The organism is Prevotella dentalis DSM 3688, from assembly GCF_000242335.1.
Taxonomy (GTDB): domain Bacteria; phylum Bacteroidota; class Bacteroidia; order Bacteroidales; family Bacteroidaceae; genus Prevotella; species Prevotella seregens.
This window is the reverse complement of sequence record NC_019960.1, coordinates 1,501,405-1,524,329: the sequence shown is the minus strand read 5'-3', so window position 1 is coordinate 1,524,329 and position 22,925 is coordinate 1,501,405. Positions and strand designations below refer to the sequence as shown.

Genomic DNA, 22,925 nt, shown 5'->3' with positions numbered 1-22,925 from the left:
TGGTTTTCCTATTCAATGGTAATCTTGTCTATTTGCAGCTTGAGCGTTCCGCGCGGAACCTTCACCTCTACCACGTCGCCCACTTTCTTGTTCAGCAGTCCTTGGGCAATGGGAGTGTGGATGGAGATCTTGCCTTCCTTGAGGTTTGCCTCGCTCTCGCTCACCACAGTGTAGGTCATTTTCTTCTTTGTGGTGAGGTTTGTCATCTCTACTTTCGACATGATTTGCACCTCGTCGGTGGAGAGTCGTGACATGTCCACGATCTTGGCAAGGGCAATGGTCTTCTTCAGTTCGTTGATTTTGTTCTCCAGATGCGCCTGTGCCTCCTTGGCAGCGTCGTACTCTGAGTTCTCGCTCAAGTCGCCCTTGTCGGCCGCCTCGGCGATGGCCGCCGACGCTTTGGGGCGCTCGATAGCTTCCATTTGGTGGAGCTGGGCCACGAGTTTGTCGTAGCCCTCTTGTGACATGTAAGCCATAGTTATCTCTTTAAATTGTTTATGCGTTTCCAAACGGAGACTTTAGAAAGCAGCGTTCCGACATGATTGCGAATGTCGGAACGCTGCTTTCTAAAGTCTGTCTGTTGTCGTGTATCGGTGCAAAGGTAGGCATTAATTTCGACAGACACAAGCAAATGGCCTAATATTTTTGTTTTTCGCTTGACGAAGATCAAGAAATCGCGCTTTCTGCATTTTATTTTCGCCTTAGATTTGCATTGAGTTGGAGATTTGTTTATTTTTGGTTTGTGTTTTTCATAGTATTAGATTTAAGGTTAACAAAGGTTGGGGACTCGGCGGAGCCCCCTTTTTTGTACCCTTTCCGAGCTGAAGAACCGAACGGGGCGGGGCGTGCGTCGAGGCCCCGAACGGTGCCCAAACCGTAGGGGCATACGGCCTGTGCCTGCAAGGGCAGGACCCGACGGGCAGCCCCGCACGGGGTGCATGCCTGCATGCCAACCGCAGTTCTTGTTTCAAAGTGCATTTTGCCGCAGGACGATGACGGGGCAATCGCGTCGCGATTGCGGCGTTTTCGCGTTGCGTTTACGCCGTTTTCATGCCGCGATTACGCCGTTGCCGCATCGCGTTTGCGCCGTTGCCGCGGGGGCTGTGCCGGGCGGCCGTGCAGCCGCAGGGCGGCGGGGGCGTGGCCGGGAGCCGGCGGACTACCCCACGTTGAGCCTGCCGTAGGGGCCGGTGGTGGTGGCCCGGTAGCGCGTCAGCTTCTTGCCGGCCTCGCCCTCACTGACGATGCCGCCGTTGTTCAGGTCGTACCGGCGGTGGCACGTGGGGCAGACGGCGATGCCGAACTCGCCCACCTCGACCTTGTGGCTGCGCACGGGCAGGGCGTTCGGGTCGAAACAGTTGGGGCATTCGCGGTCGTAGGCATAGAAAGTGCCGTCGGCCGAGTTGCCGTAGCCCACGATGATGCCGCCGTTCATGCCCAGCACGAAGCCCCGTCGCTCGTCGAGGGCCGTCATCGTGACGCGGCTGTTGAGGCCCTGGTTGCTCTCGAAGACAAACTGTTTGCCCGACGTGCTGATGGTGACAAAGACGCCCGAGTGGGGCGTCATGCCGCCGGCCAGGGTGGCGTCGTTGTGCTGAGCATTGTCGAAGTAGAGGCGGCAGTAGCTGTTGCTGTACAGATCCTGCGTGTCGCCACAGGCACACGGCAGGGCCGCAAGGGCCAGCACGAGTCCGAATGTGAGGTTTCTGGCGGTCATGGGCGGGGAGGATTCAGCAGGGCCTGCTCGGCGGCGGCCACGCGGTCGAAGTGGAATTCGGCCAGCGTGCTGTCCATGAGCGCGCGTATGCGGTCGTTGCACAGGTTGCCGATGGAGCCCTCGTGGGTGTGGTGGATGTGCTTGTCGGCCTTGAAGGTGCCGGCCTCGATGTCGAGTCCCACCTGTTTGTAGGCGTCGCGGAACGGCATGCCGGCGGCGGCCAGACGGTTCACCGCCTCGACGGAGAACATCGGGTCGTACATCGGATTGTCGAGAATGTGCTCGTTCACCTCCATTTTGTTGATGATGTAGGCGGTCATCCGCAGACAGTCTTTCAGCTCGTCGAAGGCGGGCAGGAAGATTTCCTTGATGACTTGCAGGTCGCGGAAGTAGCCCGTGGGCAGGTTGTTCATGATGAGCATGACCTGTTGGGGCAGGCCCTGCAGCTTGTTGCTCTTGGCGCGGATAAGCTCGAAAACGTCGGGGTTTTTCTTGTGGGGCATGATGCTCGAGCCCGTGGTGCACTCCTTGGGCAGCCGCACGAACCCGAAGTTCTGCGAGTTGAAGAGGCAGGCGTCGAACGCCAGCTTGGCCAGTGTGCCGGCCACCGAGGCCAGGGCAAAGGCCACGTTGCGCTCCATTTTGCCGCGTCCCATCTGGGCGTAGACCACGTTGTAGTCCATCGAGTCGAAGCCCAACAGCTGCGTGGTGAGCGTGCGGTCGAGGGGGAACGACGAGCCATAGCCGGCCGCCGAGCCCAGGGGGTTGCGGTTGGTGAGGCGGTAGGCCGCCTGGAGAAAGAGCATGTCGTCGGCCAGGCTCTCGGCGTAGGCGCCGAACCAGAGGCCGAAACTGGAGGGCATGGCTATTTGCAGGTGGGTGTAGCCGGGCATGAGCACGTCCTTGTAGAGGTCGCTTTTCTGGACGAGCTCGTCGAAGAGCAGCTTCACGCCCTCGGTAATCTCCAGGAGCTGGCGGCGTGTAAAGAGCTTCAGATCCACCAGAACCTGGTCGTTGCGCGACCGTCCCGAGTGTATCTTCTTGCCCATATCGCCGAGCTTTCGGGTGAGCATCAGCTCCACTTGGGAGTGCACGTCTTCCACGCCCTCCTCGATAACGAACTGCCCCTGCTCGCAACTGCGGTAGATGTGGCGCAGGGCTTGCAGCAGTTGCAGTAGCTCGTCGCGCTCCAAGAGCCCGATGGACTGCAGCATGGTGATGTGGGCCATGGAGCCCAGCACGTCGTATTTGGCGAGGTAGAGGTCCATCTCGCGGTCGCGGCCCACGGTGAACCGCTCAATCTCTGCGTTGACCTGGAAGTTTTTTTCCCAAAGTTTGGTGGCCATGGTTGCTGTGAATTGATGTGTGGGTAAGGAGTTATGGAGTTAAGGAGTTATGGAGTTAAGACAAATGTTTTGTCAAAAGAGTGCATGGGGGAACGCCTGACATTTGTCTTAACTCCCTAACTCCTTAACTACATAACTCCTTGAATTTAACTCCCTAACTCCTTAAAATGAATCAAACATAGTGTATCATCTGCAGCGCGTCGGCAATTTTCTCGATGCCTTCCTGCAGCGGTTTCTTCACCATGCCGCTGATAAAGGGGTTGAGATCGGCCTTGATGGTGAGCTTCATCTTGCTTGTCGACTCGTCTACAGGGAGTATTTGTATCCAGAAATTGAAAGATAGGGGGCTCTCCCGCGTCTCAAACTTGATGGTCTTGGGCGCTTCGCGGTCTACGACGACGAGCTTCACGGCCCCCATGGGGGTGGAGATGGAGATGCTGTCGGCGTCGAACGTGAGGTCTCTCACCTTGTCTTCGGGGAGCTTGTCCCTCACTTTGTCAATGTTGCTGAGGTCGCTCAGCATGTCGTAGACCGACTGTTGGGGGTAGTCAATCTGCCGGATGGTACTTTCGATGGTGGTCATAAGTGTTTTAAGGAGACAGCTCTCGCGCGCTTTCAAAGGAAAGAACCGCGCAAAAAGTCGTTTCTGTGTAATGGTGTTTATCGGGTATGGCCCCACATTCCCTCCTTTGGAGGGGACTGTTGAGGCTCTTGGAGGGCCCCTTTATCCCCGCCTTTGGAGGTGCTTGGGGAGGCTTTTGGAGGGGCTGGGGAAAGCTATTTCTTCCAGTTGGCCGGGTCCTTGCGCCATTCGTGAAGCGTTGCGATGTCCTGATTGGTGATATAGCCGGTCTTTTCGGCTTGGGCCACGACGTGCTCATAGTCGGTCAGCGTGACGAGCTTCACCCGGGCCTCGTCGAAAGCCTGGGCGGCCACGGGGAAGCCGTAAGTGTAGCTGGCCACCATGCCCACCACCTCGAAGCCGGCCTGTCGCAGGGCTTCTACGGCCTTGAGCGAGCTGCCGCCGGTGGAGATCAAGTCCTCAACCACCACCACTTTGGCCCCTGCGGGCAGTGTGCCTTCGATGAGATTGCCCATGCCGTGGTCCTTGGGCTTGGAGCGGACATAGCAGAAAGGCAGTGCCAGCGCGTCGGCCACGAGGGCGCCCTGGGCGATGGCGCCGGTGGCAACACCGGCTACGGCCGTGGCCTCGGGGAAGTGTTCGAGGACGGCATGGACGAGTCCCGCCTTGACCATACTGCGCAGATCGGGGTAGGAAAGCGTCTTGCGGTTGTCGCAATAGAAAGGTGATTTCCAGCCCGAGGCCCAGGTAAAGGGGTCGTTCGGCTGCAACTTGATGGCCTTGATGTCCAGCAGACGTTTGGCAAATGCTTTCTTGAAGTTGTCCATAATTGTCGTTGTTAGCGCGTTTATTTGCCGCAAAGTTAGCGCAAAATCACGACAACGGCAAGCAAAACGGCGTATTTGTCGCCCGAAAATCGGCAAAAGGGGCGATTTGACGGCACGGTGAAGTCCCGGGCTTGGAGGAGTGGGGGCTTAGACTTGGAGGGGTGGGGGCTTCGACTTGGAGGGGTGGGGCTGTTGTTTTAAAAGGGTCTTTCTGCCGTTTTGAAAGGGTCGGGTTATCGCCTTGGGTCTACGAAGCCCAGGGCGGCCACGCTGATGCGCACGCCCTCGACGCGCTCCAGCTCGGCGGCGCAGGCGCAGATGGTGGCCCCGGTGGTTACTATATCGTCGACAAGCAGCAGGTGGGTGCCCTTGATTTTGTCGGCGTTGCGCAGTGCGAAAGCCTCCGCTACATTGGCGTTGCGCTCCCATCGGCCCTTGGTGGTCTGGCTGCCGCGGAAGTCGCGGCGCGTCAGCACGTCGGTGAGCACGGGCTTGCCGCACACCTCGGACAGCCCGAGGGCGATGCGTTCGCTCTGGTTGTAGCCGCGCTCCCGCCGGCGGTCGGGGCTGAGCGGCACGGGAACGATGAGGTCGATGTCGGCCCAAAAGCCGCTTTCGGCCATCTCCTGGCCGAGCATGCGTCCCAGCATCGTGCCCAGTTCGGGCCGATGATGATACTTCAATGCGTAGATGGGATTGGAGGCTTGCGAGCCGGCCTCGTGGTAAATGAGGGCTGCCGCTTTCTCCATGTGGCGGATGCGGCCCCAGAACGTCTTGGCCATCTCGTTGTCGTAGGGGCGTGCCAGATGGTCGGTGCGCGGCAGATGCAGGTTGCAGGGCGTGCAGACCACGCGCTCTCCGGGGGCCAGCCGGTAGCCGCAGACGGCGCAGCTGCGTGGCGCAATGAGGTCGGTCAATCGGCCGAACAGCTTAGAAATCATCGTCGGGAGCCTCCGCTTCTTCTCCCATTTCGTCAATGCACCGCCTGATGAGACGCAGGTCGAAGCCCCGTCCCATGGCAAATTTGATGAGTTTCATGCTGCGCTCGTAGTCGCTTCTGCCCTTGATGGTGGGCCATTTGCCGCGGAGCAGCGGGCGCAGGACGCAGAGATAGTCCTCGTCGGGAACGCTGTCGAGGATGGGGGCATACACTTCTTCCGCCACGTGCTTGGCCCACAGGGCCTGCGAAATCTTGCGCGAGCCCCAGCCGTTGTACTTCACTTTGTCGTTGATGAACGCGCGGCAGTAGCGCGCGTCGTCGACAAACTGATGCCCGACAAGGTAGCCGAGCACGCGTTGGCGCGCCTCCTCGTCGAGCCCCCAGCGGCGCATCTTGTCGTCGAGTTCGCCTGTACAGTGCTCCCCCTTGGAGCAGAGGGAGGCCAATGAGGCGAGGGCCTTGTCTTCGGTCATGGTCATAAGCGTGAGGATTTATCGGCCGGCGGTGCAGAACCGCTGCTTGCCGAAGTCGTCGTCGAGCAGTTGCACGTGCCCGAAGCCCAGTTGGCCGAGGAGTGTCTGGAGCTCCGTGGCGTAGCGGGGATTAATTTCAAAGTAGAGTGTTCCGCCGGTGCGCAGGGCGTTTCGGGCGTAGGAGGCGATGGCGCGATAGAAGCGCAGCGGGTCGTCGTCGGGCACAAAGAGGGCCAGCGAGGGCTCGTGGCCGACCACGTGGGGCGACATTTCGCGGCGTTCCTGCTCGGCAATGTAAGGTGGATTGGACACAATGATGTCCCAACGGGCCGTGTCGTCGGGTGGCTGCAACGCGTCCTGCCACTCCAGATTGACCTTTGCGCCGAGGCGGTGGGCATTGTCACGGGCCGTGAGCAGCGCGTCGGGCGAGACGTCCCAGGCCGTCACGGCCGCATGGTAAAGGTCGAGAGCCAGTGTCACGGCAATGCAGCCGCTACCCGTGCCCACGTCGAGCACCTGCAATGGGACGGGCGGTTGCAGGGCGCAGTAGGGGCGGTTGTGGTCCGAAACAATCTTGCGGCACAACGCTTCGGTCTCCGGACGGGGGATGAGTACGCCGGGCCCCACATGGAACGGACGGCCGCAGAAGTCGGCACGGCCCAGCACATACTGCACCGGTTCGCCCTGCCCGAGCCGCGTCATGATGTTCTGCAGCCGCTCTTGTTCGGCCGCCGGCAGCTCCTCCACCTTGCCGCAGCAGATGTCGGCCATGGTCAAGCCGAAGCCTTCGTCGAGCACCAGCCGCACGATGGCCTTGGCTTCGGCCTCGTCGTACCGGGGCAACAGCCTCCGCCAAAGCGTCTGATAAGAACGCTTCGGCCCTTGTTCCGTCTGGTTTTTATCTTGGTTCATCCTTGCTTTGCTCCTTGCAGTCCTTTGCTTTTCTCCTTGCAGTCCAAGGTTTGCATCCTTGCAAATTTAACGAGTTTTTGGAAGACGGCAAAGGATTCAAAGGGAAAAAGCGGGGCCTTTCAAGATAAAAGTTCTAACTTTGCAGCCTTGGGAGGGAGTGTAAAAACGCTCAAGAACCAACGTCGAGAACCAGAAATATGGATGTAGAACCGCAGAAAGCCATAGACGAACGCTATATGCGCCGCTGTTTGCAGCTGGCGCGCAACGGCCGGCAGCACGCCAAACCCAACCCGATGGTGGGTGCAGTGATTTTGAGTGCCGACGGACGGATTATCGGCGAGGGCTACCACCTGTGCTGTGGCGGGGCCCATGCCGAGGTGAATGCCTTTGCCAGTGTGCGCCCCGAGGACGAGCGGCTGCTGCCCGGAGCCACGGTTTACGTGAGTCTGGAGCCGTGTTCGCACTGGGGCAAAACGCCGCCGTGTGCCGATCTCATCGTCAAAAAGGGAGTGTGCCGCGTGGTATGCGGGTGCATCGACCCCTTTGCCGAGGTGCGGGGACGCGGTGTGCGGCGCATCCGCGAGGCGGGCATCGAGGTGACTGTAGGCGTTCTGGAGCAGGAGTGCCTGGCCTTGAACCGGCGGTTCATCACGGTGAACACCCGCCGCCGACCCTATATTCTGCTCAAGTGGGCCCAGACGGCCAATGGCTTCATGGCCGCTGCCGGAGGCCGCCCTCTGGCTGTTTCCACGCCGTTCACCCGGCAGCTTGTCCACCGGCTGCGGGCCGACTGCGATGCTATCCTCGTTGGTCGGGGCACGTTGGAGGCCGACCGCCCGCGCCTCGACGTGCGCCACTGGGGCGGGCCCGCCCCCCGGCGCATGGTGCTCACCCATCAGCCGGACGGCGTGCCCGAGGGCTTCGAGGCCTGTGCAGGCATTGACGAGGCCCTGCAGCAGCTCTACAACGACCGCTGCCAGAGTCTGTTGGTGGAGGGAGGAGCCCGCACGCTGCAGGCGTTTATCGACCGCGGGCTCTGGGACGAGATACGCGTGGAGACCGCACCATGGGTCATCGACGGCAGTGTGCCCGCCCCCCGGGTGCCGGCCCAAGCCCGGTTGGCCGACGTGCAGACCATCGACGGTAACCGCATCTGCCGCTACGAGCGGCCCGACAAGGGGTAGCCTCCAGCCCGATAATGGGAATCCACCGAATCCACCACCCACCACTCCCGTTCCTATTAAGGCAAAGCCGGACAGACTTCAGGTCTATCCGGCTTTTCAAGTGATATGGAAAGAGAATGACATCTTCCCCGAGCGGGAAGACATGAAAGGGCCCGAGGGTCAGCATCCCTTGCTTGTCATGATGCTGAGCACCATGTCGTCGGTGCTGGTCATGGCCTCCTTGCCGATGCTTGTCAGGTTTCGGATGCTGCGGTCCACGTCCTGGTCGATGATGCCCTCGGCGGCCGTCACGTGCTCTCCTTCCATGCTTAGCAGGGCCGAGAGCAGTGCAGACGACACGCCCGAGCAGATTTTGATGGAGCAACTGGGCTTGGCCCCGTCGCAAATCATGCCTGTGAGGTTGGCAATCATGTTCTTCACGGCATGGCACACACGGGTGTAATCGCCCCCCATGAGGTAGACAATGCCGCAGCTCGACCCGATGCTGGCCACCACGCAACCGCAGAGCGCGCTGAGTTTGCCCAGGCTCTGCTTGATGTAGATGGCCGTGAGGTGCGAGAGCGTGAGGGCCCGAACGAGCTCCTCCTCGGTGTTCTCGTTCTCCTGTGCATAGACGGCCACGGGGTTTGTGGCGCAGATTCCTTGGTTGCCCGAGCCCGAATTGGACATCACCGGAATCATGGCCCCACCCATACGAGCGTCGCAAGCCAGCGCTGTTTGCGAGATGATGTGCGAGAAAATGGTCTTGCCGAAGATGCCATGACTCAGCGGACGGTCGATGGTCTTGCCCAGACAGTGCCCATAGTTTCCCTTTTTGCTCTCCTCGGCGGCCCGGAGATTGTAGTCGCGTGTCTTCAGAATGAAGTCTATTTCGCCCACCGGAGCCGTGGTGGCAAACTCCCAAACGGTCTTCATGTCCAGCTGAATGTCGCCCTCCTCATTGCCGTTGCCGCCGAGGCACTGCCGCTTGTCGAGCAGCACGTTGCCGTTGCGTTCCTCGTAGACAAAGTTGGTATGGCCCGCGGCGATGACGGCCGTGGCGCAGTCGTCGCCGGCCTGACAGCAGATCTCGATGTAGAGTTTCTCGCTGATATTCTCCTTGAGCTTGATGTCGATGCGGTTTCCATCGCCGAGAAAGCCCTTGCCCTCCTCGAGCGATTCGGGCGTGAGATCCTTGATTACTTCCAGCTGATACTCGCTTTTTCCGATGAGCGCGCCCAGCGCAATGGCGATGGGCAGCCCTATCATGCCCGTTCCGGGGATGCCCACGCCCATGGCATTCTTCAGGATGTTGGCGCTGAGCAGGGCGGTTATCTTCTCCGGCCGGCGGCCCAGGTTCTCGGTGGCGCGGGCCGTGCACAGGGCCACGGCCATGGGTTCGGTGCAGCCCACGGCGGGCACCACCTCCTTGTTGATGAGCGCAATGATGCGCGCGCGGGTCTCTTTTTCAATCATTTCGTCTTGTTTTTGCCGCCGCCGGGCTGCGGCGCACCGGGTGGCGGGACTCGGAGTTACTTGGCATAGTTGTCCAGTCCCTTGTTCAGGAAGTCGAGATAGGCCGGCACATCCTCCTTGTAGCTGAACGAACCGGTCAGCGGGTTGCCCTCGTTGTCCAGGGCAACATAGAACGGTTGGGCGTTGGCGCCGAACTTGTGGCTCTGCAAATAGCTCCACTTGTCGCCCACGGTGCGCAGCGTTCGCGTCTGTCCGTTGGCCTCCACCTGCATGGGCTGGGGCAGCGGCGTCTTGTCGTCCACGTAGAGCGAGATGAGCACATAGTCCTTTTCGAGCTTGTCCGACACCTGCGGGTCGGTCCAAACAGCGGCTTCCATCTTGCGGCAGTTCACGCAGCCGAAGCCCGTAAAGTCGATGAGCACGGGCTTGCCCTGGGCTTTTGCAGCCGCCATGCCCTCCTCGTAGTTGGTGTATTTGGCCTCGACGGTCTTGGTGTTGAGGTTGAAATCCTGCGTGTTCATGGGCGGGGCGAAGGCCGAAACAGCCTTGCACGGCGCACCCCAGAGGCCGGGAACCATGTAGATGGCAAAGGCCAGGGAGCACAGGCCCAGCATGATGGCGGGCACGGGCATGGGCTTATGGAGGTCGCCTCCAATCTGGTCTTCGGGGAACTTGAGCCAGCCAATGAGGTACCAACCCAAGGCCAGGAAGATGACAATCCAGAGCGAAAGGAACACCTCGCGGTCCAAGAGGTGCCAGCCGTAGGCCAGATCGGCCACGCTGAAGAACTTCAAAGCGAAGGCCAACTCCACGAAACCGAGTACCACTTTTATCTGCGTCATCCATGCACCACTCTTCGGACTCTTCTTCATCAGCGTGGGGAACATGGCGAAGAGCGTGAACGGCACGGCCAGTGCAAGGGCAAATCCCAGCATGCCTACGGCCGGGGCGAGCCAGTTGCCCGACGTAACGGTCTGCACCAGCAGCAGTCCGATGATGGGCGCTGTGCAGGAGAACGACACGAGCACCAGCGTGAAAGCCATGAGGAAGATGGAGAGCAGCCCCGTGGTGTTGCTGGCCTTGGTGTCTACTTTGTTGGCCCAACTGTCGGGCAGTTTTATCTCGAACCAGCCGAAGAAGCTCACGGCAAACACCACAAGCAGCAGGAACAGGAAGATGTTGAATACGGCATTGGTGGACAACGAGTTGAGCGTACTGGGCCCGAAGACGGCCGTCACGCCGATGCCGAGGCCCAGATAGATGACCACAATGGCGATGCCGTAGGTCATGGCATCGCGCACACCCCGCTTCCTGTCGTCCTTGGACCGCTTCAGGAAGAAGCTCACCGTCATGGGAATGATGGGCCAGATGCAGGGCATCACCAGTGCAAGCAGACCGCCCACCAGGCCCATGAGGAAGATGTAGAGCACCGACTTGTTGGCAATGTCGCCGGTGCCGCCGAACTGTTGCAGCTGCTTCACCACCGGCCGCCACAGGGCATCCTTGTCGGCTGCCGAGAGATTGCCGGCGGTTGCAGCCGTCACTTGGGCTGCGGAGTCGGCCTGGAGACGGGCCAGCGAGTCGGCGGCACCCGGGGCCATGGCGGCAGTGGCGGCAGCATGGGCGGAGCTGCCGCCGGCCTGCAGGGCGGCTTGGCCCTGGGTCTGCGGGGCAGCGTCCGGCGCACCCTTGGCTGCGGCGGCCACGGCGGGGCTCTTGCCGCTCTTCTTCAGGTCGACGCTGGTGGGCGGCAGACAGTTCTGGTCGTTGCAGGCACCGTATTCCAGATAGGCGTCGATGGTGTACGAGGGCTTGGTGAAGCGCACTTTCTGCACGAATTGCACGCTATTTTCAAAGTAGCGCAGGGTCATCTCGAAGAGCTTGTCATAGCTCTTGATTTCGTGGCCCTTGGGCGTGAGCCGCCCCACGAGCTCCACGCCGTCCAGCTTGTTCACGTTGAACGTGGCCGAGATAGGGCCGTCGGCACCCAAGCCGGTGGAGTAGACGTGCCACCCCTTGTCTATTTTGCCGGTGAAGACAATCTCGCCTTCGGCCGTGTTGCCGGTCTTGAGCTGCGAAGAAAACTTCACGGGGTCGAGCATTTGTGCGTGGGCCAGCACGGTGACGAGCATCAGCAGGGCCAGGGTCATTGCTTTTTTCATTGGTCTTTCCTTGTCTATACCTTATTATATATGTGGGTCTCCGACCTCACGCGGCCGGGTCTTGGCTGTGGTGCGTGGCGGCCTTTTTCATTATCAATACGTCCGGCCGTCGAAAAAGGCTACAGTCCATGACGATAATTGACGGTTTTTAACTGATACGAACAACGGGGTGCACCCCCGGGGGCACATCCCGTTGGGCGAGGGTTGCGCGTGTGCGGCCATCAGCGGCGGCTGCGGGCCGTGGTCGTGGCGGTGCGTGGCCGGGCTGCGGGCTTCTTGCCGGCGGTGCGGCTTGTGGCTGTCGGGGCGTAGATCTTGGGGGCCGTGCCCTGCCGCTTGATGTCGGCCTGGGCGGGCGGCATGCAGTTCTGGTCGTTGCATGCACCGTATTCCAGATAGGCGTCGATGGTGTACGAGAGCTTGGTGAAGCGCACTTTCTGCACGAAGCGCACGCTGTTTTCAAAGTAGCGCAGCTGCATGCCGAACAGCTTGTCGAACTTGTTGATCTCGTGGCCCTCGGCCGTGAGCTTGCCCACGAGCTCCACGCCGTTCAGCTTGTTCACGTTGAACGAGGCCTGGATGGGCCCTTCGCTGCCCAGGTCGGTGGAGTAGACGTGCCAGCCCGGGGCCATGGCGCCGGTGAAGACTATCTCGGCTTGGGCGTCGTCGTGGGTGACGAGCTGCGACGTGAAACGCACGGGGCCGGCCGTCTGTGCGTGGGCGAGCATGGCGAACGCCATGGACAACGCCAGGGTTGCAATCTTTTTCATGAGTCCGTGAGTGATATGTTGTTGCAAAGTTATAGTTTTCTTTCGGCCCGTCCAAAAACTTTCGGTTCTTTCTTTGCCGCGGTTTTGGACGCAAAAGATGCCCTCGTCCTGTTGCGGGCGGCAGGAGGGCATGGGGGGGGTGACACGTTTTGACGTTATCGGGGTGTAACCATCAATATGCAAGGATGAAGCGTTTCAGAGTCTTTGGGGTGTGGGCCGTCTGCCTGATGGTCGCTCCCGTTGCGCATGCGCAGGGAGCGCAGGGCGTGTTTGCCGAGCTGTTCGGGGCATCGACCACGTTTGGAATCCATTACGACAGCCGTTTCAGCAGCCGCACGCGCTGGGGCGGACGGGTGGGATTGGCCTATACCCGCTCCCGTTCGCAGGACTTCTTCGATTCCAATCCCGAGGCCACGAGGGGCTGGAGCTTCCCCGTTGCCGTGAACCATCTGGTGGGCCGTGGGCGGCACCATGCAGAGATAGGCGTGGGGGTGAGCTACGGACTCTACACCTGCAAGTATCACGACCCCGCCGGGCGGCAGGTGGAACACGACCGTTCGGGCACTTTCGGCTTTCTGGACCTGGGCTATCGCTACCAGCCCGCCCGCGGCCTCATGCTCCGTACGGGCCTTAACCCGGCCGCGGCCCTGGGCCGGCGCGACCCGTTGGGGCGGAGCGAGCACGGCGTGGATCGCGCTGCCGTTGTCTATCCTTACCTGAGTTTGGGATGGAGTTTCTAAGCCAAGCGGCGGCGGCAAACTTCTCACTGCCCGGCGGCGCCCCGTTTCCGGCCGCGCGATTGCGCCGCAACGGCATCGTGAAGACGGCGTAAACGTGCGGCGTTTACGCCGTTGTCGGCTTGCGTTTGCGCCGTCATGGTCTGGCGATGGCGGCACGGCCGACGGCCGGCCGCAAAGGGTTAGGGCTGCGTGCCGGCGTCTTTGCCGGTTGTGGGAGCCGTCGGCACGAGCTCGGCAACCATGAAGACGGAGTGGATTTTGCGCTTTTCCACGGGCGGAATCTCCATGTAGTCGTGGAAAAGGTCGCGCAGGTAGGCGTCGGGATTGGCCGGGCCGAGAAACGTGTGGCCCTCGAACGTGATGTCCTTCACGGGGAAAATGCTGTCGCGCCGGTGCATGATGCCGTAGCCGTTGTTGACCAGCGTGTTGCTGAAGAACACGTCCTTGCGGTGCGTGGTGCACACGGCGGCCCAGGCGGCACGCAGCAGGGCATGCTTGGCGCCGAACCAAAACAGCTCGGCTACGGCCCGCCACGAGTAGTAGTGGCGGTGGTGCAGGATGGAGTAGCTGCGCGAGAGCTCGCGCGTGATGCGCCTCACCATGCCGCGCGGGGCCGAGGGATAGGGCACCATGGGGAAGACGTCGACGTACAACCCCTTTTGATAACCCATGGAAAAGTCGTCGCTTGCCTCGACGTAGAACGAGTTGAGGTCGCGTATCTTGATGATGGGCTCCTTGGTGTGCTCGGCTCCCGGCAGCTGGAGCTGCAGGTGGGCGGGCAGCTCGCGGGCGGCCGCGGCCTCGAAACGGGGCAGGTCGTCGCGGCGCATGGCAATGTCGATGTCGTCGTCCCACGGAATGAAGCCTCCGTGGCGCACGGCTCCCAGCAGGGTGCCGCCATCGAGCCAGTAGTCGATGTGGTGCGCGCGGCAGATGCTGTCTACGGTTTTCAGTATCTCCAGCTGCTTCAGTTGGCAGGAGCGCAGCTGCTGCGCCTTGTAGGTATCGAGGTAGGTTGGGGTCATGGTTGCGGGGTGTCGGTTTTCAGAATCTCGAGCGTGCGCTCCACGGCCTCGCCGAAGGCGTAGTGCGGCCGCCAGCCGATGGCCTTGAGACGGCTGTTGTCCAGAATGGCCGTAGAGGCCACGGAGAAGCCGCGCCGCTCGGTCTCCGTGGGCAGGTCGAACACCACACGCGTGCCGGCAGCGCGGGCACAGGCCTGCGCAAAGTCGCGCAGGTGCACGTTGCAGGCCTCGCTGGCAATGTTGTAGGCCCGTGCATCCTCGCCGTGGAGCATCACGTGGAGCAGGGCCGAGACGGCGTCGGCCACATAAGTATAGGAGAAAAACTGCGTGCCCTCGCTCTTGAGCACGATGTCCTCGCCGTGCAACGCTTTCCAAATAAACTGCGACGAGGCCTTGCTGTCAGTGGGTAGCACCGACGGGCCGAACACGCGGCTCAGGCGGGCAATGCGCACTGGCACCCCATACTGGGCCGCATACGACTGGCAAAGAGCCTCGCAAGCCCGCTTCGACTCGGTGTAGCACGCCCGGCTTGTGGTCAGATTCAGCTGGCCGGTATAGTCTTCGGTGAACACGTCGGCCCCGCGGGCGTTGCCGTATATCTCGACCGTGCTGGGGTAGAGCACGGTGGCATGGCTGCGCCGGGCCAGCTCCAACGCGTGGCGTGCACCGTCCAGATTGAGCAGCATGGTCTCTACGGGCTGCTGGCTGTAGGCCAGCGGATGGGTGTGGCTGGCCAGCGGAATGATGTAGTCGGGTGCGAGGTCGGGTGCGAAAGGCCGGTCGGCCCCCTGTTCCACAAAGGTGAACAGCGGGCTGTCCAGGGTCTCGCCCAGCCGCTCGGCGGCGCGCTGGCGGCTGCGTCCGGCGGCCGTGATGCGGATGGCGGCCCCCTGCGCGTTGTAGCGCATCAGGGCGTCGACAAGCTGTGTGCCGATGAGGCCGGTGGCCCCGGTGAGGAGAATGTGGGTGCCCCGAAGCCGTTCGATGCCCGCGGTGGCGAGGATATGGGCCAGGTCTTCCTGGTAGAGGGGGTGCTGTCTGCTGCGTGCTGTCATGGTGGCGGGGAGTTATTTCAGCCAGTCGGAGTGGCGGCTCTCCTTGGCAAGATAGCCTTTGAACATCTCGAGGTCGTCCTTGGTGGTGAGCTTGATGTTCTTGTCGCTGCCGGCGGCAAAGTGCAGCCGCACGCCCAGCTCCACCATCATGGTGTTGGTGTAGGCGCTGCCGCGGATGCCGATGCCGCGGGCAAAGGCCTCGTGATACTTCTCGTCGAGCAGCTGGAAGCGGTAGGCTTGGGGTGTGCTGACGCGGCGCAGTGTCTCGCGCGGGATGTATTTCGTGGTGGTGCTGTCGTCTTCGGGGTCCACGATGAATATCTGCTCGTTGTAGGGCAGGCTGGTCACGGCGTTGCCATATTTCTGTGCTTTGAGTATCACGTCGGTGAGCACCGAGTCGTCTACCATGGGCCGAATGCCGTCGTGAATGATGATGGTGTCGTCCGGCGAGCACACGCCCTCCAGCCGGTACACGCCGTTTCGTATCGACTCCTGCCCGCTGTCGCCGCCGGGCACCACCCATTTCAGCTTGTCAATGTTGAACTGCCGGGCGTAGGCCCAGAGCACACGCTCCCAGCCTTCGAGGCAAACCACCTCGATGGCGTCCACTTGCGGGTGGCGCTGGAAGCCCTCGAGGGTGTAGATCAGGATGGGTTTATCGAAGACATTGATAAACTGCTTGGGGATGTCCTGCCCCATGCGGTGGCCGGACCCGCCGGCAATGATGATGGCGATGTTCATAAGCTCGTGTTTCGATTAATCTGTGGCCGCCTCGCGGACAACCGCCGGCCAGCCCTCGCAAAAGTAGGAAAAATATCGGGCGCACGCAAGCAAACAGGCGTAATTCTGCCGAAAAAGGGCTAACTTTGCACCGTAAAAGCTAACGAAACACAATATGGAGAATCCTTATGTCAAGCAGTTTCCCGACCTCATGGCGGGCAAGATCATCCTCTACAACCACGGATTCGGGTCGTCTGCAGCCTCGGGCACGGTGGCGCGCATCCGGCAAACCTTTCCCCAGGCCCGTGTGGAGGCGTTCGATCTGCCGATCCATCCGGCCGAGGCCATGGACTTGTTGCGCCGCAAGGTGGACGAGCTGAAGCCCCGGCTCATCCTCGGCACGTCGATGGGCGGCATGTACACTGAGATGCTCTACGGCTACGACCGCATCTGTGTGAACCCCGCTTTCGAGATGGGGCAGACCATGAAAGACCACGGCATGACGGGCAAGCAGCTGTGGCAGAACCCGCGTCGGGACGGCGAGACGGGGTTCTTGGTGACCAAGGCACTGGAGAAGGAGTATCGGGAAATGACCGAACAGTGCTTCAACGCGCTGGAGGCCATGGGGCCCGAGGCGCGCGCCGCCGAGCAACAGCGCGTGTGGGGGCTCTTCGGCGACGAGGACGACGTGGTGGATACCTATGCCCTCTACCGCCGTCACTACCCCCAGGCAGCCCGTTTCCACGGCGGCCACCGCATGGACGACCGCTCGTTCATGAATGGTGTGGTGCCTGTCATCCGCTGGATAGACGACCGGCAGGAGGGCCGCGAGCGGCCCATCGTCTACATTGACAGCAGTACGCTAGCCGACGGCTACGGCAAACCCAAGTCGAGTCTGGCCAAGGCTTTTGCCTTGTTGGTGGAGAGCTACGAGGTGTATGTCGTGGCCCCGGCGCCCACCAATGCCCATGCCGACCTCGCCGACACGGCCTCGTGGGTGGAGCAGTACCTCTCCACACCGGCCCACGACCGCGTGATTTATACCAACCAGAAGCGGCTGCTCTATGGCGACTACTTCATCGACACGGCCCCCGACACGGGTTTCATGGGCACGGGCATCGCCTTCGGCTCTGACGAGTTCAAGACATGGGAAGACATCATCACGTTCTACAGCCGTCTCAAACCAGCCGAGAGTTAGACAGGGCAACAGTGGGAGTTAGACAGAACAACGGTGGGTTTTAGACATAACAACATTAAACATATGGCTGGCGCGGTGGGTTTTAGACATAGTAACAGAATAACAGGTAGGGTGCGCCATATTTTTGGGGGGTAATGATATATTGATGTGTTGATTTTGTGGGCTAAACGGATATTGGCGTAGGGGCCAGCCCCTACGCCAATATCCCCCCACCCCACATTCAAAGTCCGTTGTAACAGCTAAAACTCACCGCGCCAGCCAATATGTTATTCTGTTACTATGTCTAAAACCCACCGCGCCAGCCATATGTTTAATATGTTGTTCTGTCTAAAATCCACCGTAACTCTGTCTAAAAACCACCGTTACTCTATCTAAAACCACCCATTATTCTGTCTAACTCCACCGCGCGCCACATGGCTTAATACCGGGTTTTGTCTCCTTTGTCTCGCCACAGGTCAAATGCCCGACGGCCCTCTTCGGGCAGCAGGGGCTGGATGGGGCAGTGGCGCTGGGCCAGCGGACGCCCTATTTCCTCATAGATGAAGTCATCGTCGAAGCCGATGCCGGCGGCCGCCTTACGGTCGTTGGCATAGTAAATGCGGTCGAGCCGGGCCCAGTAGATAGCTCCCAGGCACATGGGGCAGGGCTCGCACGAGCAATAGATTTCGCAGCCCGAGAGGTCAAAGGAACGTAGCCGCGTGCAGGCTGCACGGATGGCATTCACCTCGGCATGGGCCGTAGGGTCGTGGTCCAGCGTGACACTGTTGGAGGCTTCGGCCACCACCACGCCCTCGCGGGCAATCACAGCACCAAAGGGACCGCCCCCTTGGCGCACACTCTTTTCGCTCAAGGCAATGGCCCTGCGCATCAGTTCTTCCTGGTTCATCGTGTTTCGATTTAATGGATAGGGTATCAAAGATAAGTAAAATCCCGAAGAAAGCACCGTAAAGGCCCCAACTTTTTGCACCTGGACGGGCTTTTTCGCCGTTTATTGCCTATCTTTGCAACGCTACAACACCCAGCAGAACATCAAGACATGACCAAGATTGAATACGGATTTACCGACAGTCCTTTCGGCGAGCTTATCGTGGCCCGCACATGGGACGGCATCTGCGACCTGCAGTTTCTCGACCACAACCGCATGGAAACCATTCATGAGCTGGCTCGGCGATGGGGCGAATACACGCCCACCACGCAGAGCGACACCATGGCTCACACCGTGGAGCGCGTCATCTTTGAGGGTTACGACCATGCGTTGAAGCTCGATCTGTGGGGCACCGACTTCCAAAAGGTGGTGTGGCAGGAGGTGATGCGCATTCCCTTTGGCCAGACGGCCAGCTATCAGGAGATAGCCGATCGCGTGGGCAATCCCCGCGGCGTGCGCGCCGTGGCCTCGGCCGTGGCCCGGAATCCTGTGGCTATGCTTGTGCCCTGCCACCGGGTGGTGCACAGCGACGGCACCACGGGCGAATACCATTGGGGGCGCGAACTCAAGCAGAAACTCATTGCATGGGAGCGGACCAGACTGGCCGACCGGCAGTAAACGGGGGTGATGGACAATCGGTTGACAGACATATCGGCCCGCCCCGCCGCCAGCATCGCCGCGGACGGAGTGGCCCGTGAGCTGATGGACACGGTAGTCTCGCTGCCCGACATCCACGCCCGGCATCCGGCAGTGGCCAACCGACTGATGCACGAGACGCTGGTGCAGGTGTGTGCCGAGGGGCTCAAGCACACGCGGTATGGCTTTGGCGACCTCAATGCCCAGGTGGAGACGCTCGTCCGCATGCTCCATATCCCCGCCCCGGAGGCCAATGCCATTCGGCAGATGCGCCGTGACTCCAACCATAGCCGGCCGCTGACACCCGAACAGCTGCGCTACGACATGCACGCATTGGCCACGCTCGTGGGACGCGTCTACCGTGTGGCCGTGCCCTCAGCACTCACGGATGCCCTGTCCCGCAACCACCCGGAAGCCGAGCGTCGGCCGCGGGCCAATACGCCCGACAGGCGGGCCATCGTGCGCTCGTGGGATGAAAATGTGATTCGGGTGGTCATCGACGAGGACCCGGAGACCGGGGACACGGCCGACGGGCAGCCCCTTTACGAGGTGCGATATACCGAGGAGACACAGTATGCGCGCATGGGCTATCTGGCCGGTTTGCTGCGCGAGGGCATGCAGCTGGGCCTGCTTGGCTGCCACGCCGAGGGGCGCACGCTCACGCCGCGCCTCATCGTGGTGGAGCCCGACTGCCTGATCGACATCAGCACCATTGCCAGTTGTTTCGAGGACTACGGGCACCACCCGTTGCTTTATCTCGTCAGCCGCATGCGTTCCAAGGCCAACAGCCAGCCCATTTTGCTGGGAAACTTTGCTGGAAGCGCACTCGACGACATCATCAACCAGCCCTCTTTCTCGCCGGCCCGCACGCTGATGAACAGCTTTCGGGAGAGGGCAATGGAGTACAGCACGTGCCCCGACTTTGACGGTGAACGGTTCAAACAGGATGCCGCTACGCAGACAACCAACCTGCAGCACGTTGTGGAGGCGTTGCGACAAGAGTTCCGTCTGGACAGGGCCATCCTGGAACCGTCGTTCATCTGTGAGAAACTGGGCATCCAAGGACGCGTGGATCTCATGACCACCGACCTGCAGCTGCTCGTGGAGCAGAAGTCGGGGCGCAATCTTTTTGTGGAGCGTGGGCTCAACAACCGGCATGGGTCGCGGGCTGTGGAGAAGCACTACGTGCAGGTGTTGCTCTATTATGGCATCCTCTATTACAACTTCCACCGGTCGGAAACACACATCCGTCTGCTCTATTCCCGGTATCCGTTGCCCGGCGGTTTGCTCGATGTGGCCAACCTGATGCGGCTGGTCTACGAGGCCATTCGCTTTCGCAACGAGGCCGTGGCCCTGGAGTTCGAGCTGGCTCATGACGGGCCCGCCCGCTTGTTGCCCCGGCTCACGTCCCAGGAACTCAACACCGAGGGCATGCAAGGATTCTTCTACGACCAGTATCTGCGGCCGCAGCTTGACGAGGTGCTACGCCCGCTACAGGTGCTGCGGGGGCTGGAACGCGCCTACTTCTGCCGGATGCTGCGTTTCGCCGTGCGCGAAAACCTGATGGCAAAGGTGGGGGTGGCTGGAGGCGTGGGCAGTTGCACGGCCAATCTCTGGAACATGCCCTTGGCCGAAAAAAAGGAGACCGGCAACATCTACACCGGTCTGCATATTATAAATAAGGAGAAAAGCACGGGGCCGGAAGGCTATGGCGGCTACGACCTCATCACGTTGTCGGTGCCCCATCAGGGGGAGGACTTCCTGCCCAACTTCCGTCGGGGCGACATGGTTTACCTCTACGCCTACCCCGAAGACCAGGAGCCCGACGTGCGTCGAGCCCTGCTCTTCAAGGGCGGGTTGGCTGAAATTCACACCGACAGCCTCACGGTGAAGCTGGCCGACGGCCAGCAAAATGCGGCCATTTTCGACCATTTGCCCTACGGCGGATGGGTGGCGGGCGAGGCTGCACAGGGAAAGCCGTTCGCGTGGTGTATCGAACACGGCAGCAGCGATGCGGGTGGCAGTGCTGCCATACAGGCCATTTACGAGCTGGTTACCTCCGCACCCGACCGCAAAGCCCTGCTGTTGGGGCAGCGTGTGCCGCGTTGTGACAAGACGGTCACCCTGTCACGCAGCTATGATGCCGAGCTCGACCCGCTGCTTCTGCGGGCCAAACAGGCCCGCGATTTCTTCCTGCTCGTGGGGCCGCCGGGTACTGGAAAGACCAGTAGGGCCCTGCGGTATTTGGTGGAAGAGGCCTTGGCCGCATCTCCAAATTCCTCCATTCTGCTGCTTTCTTATACCAACCGTGCCGTCGATGAAATCTGCGGCATGCTCGTTGAGGCGGGCATTGGCTTCATTCGGCTGGGCCATGAACTGAGCTGTGCACCGGCCTATGCGCCCTATCTTGTCTCCAACATCGTGGGCGAAAGTCCCCGGCTCGACGACATGCGCGGGCGGTTGCTGCGCACGCGTGTCGTCGTCTCCACCACGTCGATGCTCCAGTCACGGCCTTTCATCTTCAGCTTGAAGCACTTCTCGCTAGCCATTGTCGACGAGAGTTCACAGATTCTCGAGCCTTCCATCATCGGTTTGCTGGCCAGCCACCGCCCCACCGTCTCCCCGGCAGACGGTGCTGCTGCGGCGGTGGGCGGCGGGCCTACGTGCAACATCGACAAGTTTATCCTCATCGGTGACTACAAGCAACTGCCCGCCGTGGTGCAGCAGAACGACGAGGAAGCCCGCGTGACCGAGCCCGAACTGCAGGCCATCGGGCTCACCAACTGCAAGAACAGCCTCTTCGAGCGCCTCATCCGCCAGGAACAGGCGGCCGACCGCACCGATTTCATCGGCACGTTGCGCCGACAAGGACGCATGCACCCCGCCATCGCTGAGTTCCCAAGTGAGGCGTTCTACTTGGCCGAACAGCTGGTTCCTGTACCTCTTCGCCACCAGCAGGAGGCGCAATTGCACTATGCTTTGCCCGCTCAAGACAATATCGACAGGCTGCTCAAGCGGCACCGTCTGCTCTTCTTTGCTTCGGAAGACTGCCGCCAGCCTGACCTCTCCGACAAGGTGAATGCCGCCGAGGCCCGCCTTGTGGCCTCGCTGCTGCGGCGCATCCGCCGGTTTTATGGCAGTCGTTTCGAGCCCGACAAGACCGTGGGTGTCATCGTTCCCTACCGCAACCAGATCGCCATGATACGTCAGGAGATCGAGCTTCTGGGCTTGCCCGGACTGGAACAAGTAAGCATTGACACCGTGGAACGCTACCAAGGGTCGCAGCGCGACGTCATTATCTACTCGTTTACTATCCAGCAACGCTGGCAGTTGGGCTTTCTCACAGCCAACAGCTTCTATGAGGACGGCCGCCTTATCGACCGCAAACTCAACGTCGCCCTTACCCGCGCCCGCAAACAATTGCTGCTCACGGGCAATGCCCGGACGCTGGCGGCATCGCCCCTTTTCAGCCAGCTCATGGACTATATTCGGGCTCGCGGAGGCTATATAAGTCAAGAAAATGCCGAGAAAAAGGTAAAAAAAGATTAATAAACGGCTGTTGTACCGCTTTTTTTATAACTTTGTCACGACTTGAAAGAGCCAAAGAGAATTAAAAACAAGTAAGGAAATGAAAAAGTTATTCATGACTTTGGTCATCGCCATGATGGCTGTTTGTGCTCAGGCACAGGTGTATTTAGGTGGAACTGTCGGCATAGCCAGCATTGGTTCGCAGGGCGGTGACGACGAAACTTCGTTCAAGTTCTTGCCCGAGATTGGCTACAACCTGAACAATTCTTGGGCAATTGGCACGACGATTGGCTATCGGAAAGGCACTTTTTCCATGCTCAACAACAAGTTGTCCAACGCGAATGACGTCAAGGCTTTCGAGATTTCGCCCTATGCCCGCTGGACTTTCTATCACTCGAAAATGGTGAACGTGTTCCTCGACATGGGCCTCGGTTTCGCGTCTGGAGAGGCTAATCACGTGGACTTCACCGCTTTCAACGTGGGCGTTCAGCCGGGCGTGGCCGTGAATCTGAGCAAGCATTTTACGTTCGTGGGCAAGGTAGGCTTCCTGGGCTACGAGGAAATGAACCCCGAAGGAGACAACAACAACACCCACGCTTTCGGCTTCGACGTGAACGGCAACAACGTGCAGTTCGGCCTTTACTACAACTTCTAAACCGCCCCGAGGCGGTGACGCTACTTTACCATAGGGATATTCCCCCTGTTTTTAGGGGAATCTCCCTATGGCCT

21 protein-coding genes are annotated in these 22,925 nt (G+C 60.5%); 6 read left to right on the top strand and 15 right to left on the bottom strand.

Annotated features, from left to right (window positions below; all coding sequences use genetic code 11):
* Positions 1 to 8 precede the first annotated feature (8 nt).
* The 8 genes from greA to prmC all read right to left on the bottom strand — a co-directional run bounded on the left by greA (position 9) and on the right by prmC (position 6,798).
* The gene (gene greA / locus PREDE_RS06030; RefSeq protein ID WP_005845081.1) at positions 9 to 476 is read right to left on the bottom strand and encodes a transcription elongation factor GreA; all 468 of its coding nucleotides are present in this window, start codon (positions 474 to 476) and stop codon (positions 9 to 11) included.
* Positions 477 to 1,159: 683 nt separating this feature from the next.
* Entirely contained in the window at positions 1,160 to 1,717 is a 558-nt protein-coding gene (locus PREDE_RS06025) for a Rieske (2Fe-2S) protein (protein ID WP_005845079.1), read from the bottom strand.
* Positions 1,714 to 3,063, bottom strand: coding sequence for an argininosuccinate lyase (argH, locus tag PREDE_RS06020; protein WP_005845077.1), 1,350 nt, complete (start codon positions 3,061 to 3,063; stop codon positions 1,714 to 1,716). The genes PREDE_RS06025 and argH overlap by 4 nt, the downstream gene beginning before the upstream one ends.
* Before the next feature lie 172 nt (positions 3,064 to 3,235).
* Positions 3,236 to 3,646, bottom strand: coding sequence for a hypothetical protein (locus PREDE_RS06015; RefSeq protein ID WP_005845076.1), 411 nt, complete (start codon positions 3,644 to 3,646; stop codon positions 3,236 to 3,238).
* Positions 3,647 to 3,840: 194 nt separating this feature from the next.
* Positions 3,841 to 4,473, bottom strand: coding sequence for an orotate phosphoribosyltransferase (gene pyrE / locus PREDE_RS06010; RefSeq protein ID WP_005845075.1), 633 nt, complete (start codon positions 4,471 to 4,473; stop codon positions 3,841 to 3,843).
* Between the two features lie 233 nt (positions 4,474 to 4,706).
* A complete protein-coding gene (locus tag PREDE_RS06005) occupies positions 4,707 to 5,414 on the bottom strand; it encodes a ComF family protein (RefSeq protein ID WP_005845074.1) in 708 nt (235 codons plus the stop codon).
* Complete coding sequence (locus tag PREDE_RS06000) at positions 5,404 to 5,892, bottom strand: regulatory protein RecX (RefSeq protein ID WP_005845073.1); 489 nt, start codon at positions 5,890 to 5,892, stop codon at positions 5,404 to 5,406. Before PREDE_RS06000 ends, PREDE_RS06005 begins: the two co-directional genes overlap by 11 nt.
* Before the next feature lie 12 nt (positions 5,893 to 5,904).
* Positions 5,905 to 6,798, bottom strand: a complete 894-nt coding sequence (gene prmC, locus PREDE_RS05995; protein WP_005845072.1) for a peptide chain release factor N(5)-glutamine methyltransferase — start codon at positions 6,796 to 6,798, stop codon at positions 5,905 to 5,907.
* Positions 6,799 to 6,995: 197 nt separating this feature from the next.
* On the opposite strand from prmC, the gene ribD reads away from it, so the two are divergent.
* Positions 6,996 to 7,982, top strand: a complete 987-nt coding sequence (gene ribD / locus PREDE_RS05990; protein WP_005845070.1) for a bifunctional diaminohydroxyphosphoribosylaminopyrimidine deaminase/5-amino-6-(5-phosphoribosylamino)uracil reductase RibD — start codon at positions 6,996 to 6,998, stop codon at positions 7,980 to 7,982.
* Positions 7,983 to 8,141: 159 nt separating this feature from the next.
* Here the strand turns inward: ribD and PREDE_RS05985 are convergent, their stop codons facing one another.
* The 3 genes from PREDE_RS05985 to PREDE_RS05975 all read right to left on the bottom strand — a co-directional run bounded on the left by PREDE_RS05985 (position 8,142) and on the right by PREDE_RS05975 (position 12,369).
* Positions 8,142 to 9,437, bottom strand: coding sequence for an L-cysteine desulfidase family protein (locus PREDE_RS05985; protein ID WP_005845069.1), 1,296 nt, complete (start codon positions 9,435 to 9,437; stop codon positions 8,142 to 8,144).
* Positions 9,438 to 9,493: 56 nt separating this feature from the next.
* Entirely contained in the window at positions 9,494 to 11,599 is a 2,106-nt protein-coding gene (locus PREDE_RS05980) for a protein-disulfide reductase DsbD family protein (protein WP_005845068.1), read from the bottom strand.
* A gap of 221 nt (positions 11,600 to 11,820) precedes the next feature.
* Complete coding sequence (locus PREDE_RS05975; RefSeq protein ID WP_235777484.1) at positions 11,821 to 12,369, bottom strand: protein-disulfide reductase DsbD domain-containing protein; 549 nt, start codon at positions 12,367 to 12,369, stop codon at positions 11,821 to 11,823.
* A gap of 185 nt (positions 12,370 to 12,554) precedes the next feature.
* Here PREDE_RS05975 and PREDE_RS05970 point away from each other — a divergent pair, with 185 nt between their 5' ends.
* Positions 12,555 to 13,109, top strand: coding sequence for a hypothetical protein (locus PREDE_RS05970; protein WP_005845066.1), 555 nt, complete (start codon positions 12,555 to 12,557; stop codon positions 13,107 to 13,109).
* A 179-nt stretch (positions 13,110 to 13,288) separates the two neighbouring features.
* Here the strand turns inward: PREDE_RS05970 and PREDE_RS05965 are convergent, their stop codons facing one another.
* The 3 genes from PREDE_RS05965 to PREDE_RS05955 are packed head-to-tail and all read right to left on the bottom strand — an operon-like array spanning position 13,289 to position 15,930.
* On the bottom strand, positions 13,289 to 14,134 hold the full coding sequence (locus PREDE_RS05965) for a LicD family protein (protein ID WP_005845065.1): 846 nt from the start codon (positions 14,132 to 14,134) through the stop codon (positions 13,289 to 13,291).
* The gene (locus tag PREDE_RS05960) at positions 14,131 to 15,189 is read right to left on the bottom strand and encodes an NAD-dependent epimerase/dehydratase family protein (RefSeq protein WP_005845064.1); all 1,059 of its coding nucleotides are present in this window, start codon (positions 15,187 to 15,189) and stop codon (positions 14,131 to 14,133) included. The genes PREDE_RS05965 and PREDE_RS05960 overlap by 4 nt, the downstream gene beginning before the upstream one ends.
* 12 nt (positions 15,190 to 15,201) lie before the next feature.
* Positions 15,202 to 15,930 carry an IspD/TarI family cytidylyltransferase gene (locus PREDE_RS05955; protein ID WP_005845063.1) on the bottom strand — a complete coding sequence of 243 codons (729 nt, stop codon included), beginning with the start codon at positions 15,928 to 15,930 and terminating at the stop codon, positions 15,202 to 15,204.
* A 154-nt stretch (positions 15,931 to 16,084) separates the two neighbouring features.
* Between PREDE_RS05955 and PREDE_RS05950 the strand changes: the two genes are divergently transcribed.
* Positions 16,085 to 17,107 (top strand): YqiA/YcfP family alpha/beta fold hydrolase, encoded by a 1,023-nt coding sequence (locus tag PREDE_RS05950; protein ID WP_005845062.1) that lies wholly within the window; start codon positions 16,085 to 16,087, stop codon positions 17,105 to 17,107.
* Between the two features lie 418 nt (positions 17,108 to 17,525).
* Here the strand turns inward: PREDE_RS05950 and PREDE_RS05945 are convergent, their stop codons facing one another.
* Positions 17,526 to 17,993 carry a nucleoside deaminase gene (locus tag PREDE_RS05945; RefSeq protein WP_005845060.1) on the bottom strand — a complete coding sequence of 156 codons (468 nt, stop codon included), beginning with the start codon at positions 17,991 to 17,993 and terminating at the stop codon, positions 17,526 to 17,528.
* A 150-nt stretch (positions 17,994 to 18,143) separates the two neighbouring features.
* On the opposite strand from PREDE_RS05945, the gene PREDE_RS05940 reads away from it, so the two are divergent.
* From PREDE_RS05940 to PREDE_RS05930, 3 genes are all read left to right on the top strand, one after another.
* The gene (locus tag PREDE_RS05940; RefSeq protein WP_027951746.1) at positions 18,144 to 18,650 is read left to right on the top strand and encodes a methylated-DNA--[protein]-cysteine S-methyltransferase; all 507 of its coding nucleotides are present in this window, start codon (positions 18,144 to 18,146) and stop codon (positions 18,648 to 18,650) included.
* A gap of 9 nt (positions 18,651 to 18,659) precedes the next feature.
* A complete protein-coding gene (locus tag PREDE_RS05935; protein WP_005845056.1) occupies positions 18,660 to 22,217 on the top strand; it encodes an AAA domain-containing protein in 3,558 nt (1,185 codons plus the stop codon).
* Between the two features lie 79 nt (positions 22,218 to 22,296).
* The gene (locus PREDE_RS05930) at positions 22,297 to 22,851 is read left to right on the top strand and encodes an outer membrane beta-barrel protein (RefSeq protein WP_005845054.1); all 555 of its coding nucleotides are present in this window, start codon (positions 22,297 to 22,299) and stop codon (positions 22,849 to 22,851) included.
* The last annotated feature ends 74 nt before the right edge of the window (positions 22,852 to 22,925 follow it).